This is a genomic window from Nocardioides furvisabuli (assembly GCF_021083185.1).
GTDB classification, from domain to species: domain Bacteria; phylum Actinomycetota; class Actinomycetes; order Propionibacteriales; family Nocardioidaceae; genus Nocardioides; species Nocardioides furvisabuli.
Genome location: NZ_JAIGQB010000023.1, coordinates 1 through 1,441, shown reverse-complemented (window position 1 = coordinate 1,441; position 1,441 = coordinate 1). Strand labels below are relative to the sequence as shown.

General features: G+C 65.6%; 1 pseudogene. It reads left to right on the top strand.

The annotated features are described in order from the left end of the window. Positions 1–94: 94 nt before the first annotated feature. A pseudogene (locus K4G59_RS19715) lies at positions 95–1,039 on the top strand (integrase core domain-containing protein); the annotation flags it as partial. Positions 1,040–1,441: the final 402 nt, after the last annotated feature.

The window sequence follows — 1,441 nt, the reverse complement described above, 5'->3', positions numbered from 1 at the left end:
TGTCGTGTTTCAAGACATCGGTGACAGTTCTGTATCAGGACATTGGTGACACGAAGGGGGTGTTTGGTGGTGACACTTCTGGCTGGCTGGGGCGGTGCCGACCACCAATGAGCCCGTTGATCCTCGTGCCCGTCTCGCGATCACCCAGTGGCCAGACGATGCGCCGCGCGGAGCGGTGACCACGTTCTGCGCTGAGCATGGGATCTCGCGCAAGACGTTCTACGCGATCCGGGCCAGGGTCCGTGCCGACGGCGCGGGCGCGGCTCTTGAGCCCCGTAGCCGGCGACCGAGGTCCAGTCCGACCAAGATCACCGATGAGGTCGTGCAGCAGGCGCTCGGTGTTCGTGCTGCGCTGGAGTCCTCAGGTCTGGACCACGGACCGATCAGCGTGCACGACAAGATGCACGCGATGGGTCTGGACCCGGTGCCATCGGTGGCATCGCTGGCTCGGATCTTCCGCGAAGCCGGGGTGGCGCGGCTCGAGCCGAGGAAGAAGCCCCGCTCGGCATGGCGCCGGTTCGTCTACCCCGCACCGAACGCGTGCTGGCAGCTCGACGCCACCGAGTACGTGCTCACTGGCGGGCGGACGTGTGTGATCTTCCAGCTCATCGACGACCACTCCCGCTACGCCCTCGCGTCCCACGTCGCATCGGGAGAAACGTCCGAGGCAGCCATCGCGGTGTTCGACAAGGCCCTCGCCGCCCACGGAGTACCGCAGCGGCTGCTGTCCGACAACGGGATTGCGCTGAACCCGTCGCGACGCGGCTACCTCGGCCAACTCGTCGTGCACGTGTCACGACTGGGCGTCGAGCCGATCACCGGCAAGCCCTACAAACCCACCACCCAGGGCAAGAACGAACGCTTCCACCAGACGCTGTTCCGCTACCTCGACAAGCAGCCACTGGCCGACACTCTGGCCGAGCTGCAGATACAGGTCGACGTGTTTGACCGGATCTACAACACCCAACGGCCTCATCAGGGCCTGCCGGGTCGAGTGACACCCCAAGCAGCGTGGGACGCGACAACCACGGCTGATCCGCCACGCCCCAGACTCGACCGGCCGCGCTTCGAGCCACCGGTGGCCACCGCCTCCCGGCGACCCCGAGTACAGCAGCCCGTGGACCTTCCTGAGGGCACAACGATGAAGAGACTCAGCACCGCGGGCACCTTCCGTTTGGACTCCGTCACCTACTTGGTCGCAGGCCGATACGGACTCCAGCACGTCCTGGTGGTCACCGACGGCGATGCCCTCACCATCACCGACCTCGACGGCGAGATTCTCGCCCAGCACACACGTCCAGCGCCCGGGGTGACCTACGTCGGCAACGGCCGACGCCCTGGCCCCCGCCCCAAGACCGCTGAAGTGTCACCGAAGTCCTGAGACATGAACTGTCACCGATGTCCTGATACAGAACTGTCACCCATGTCCTGAGACATCACA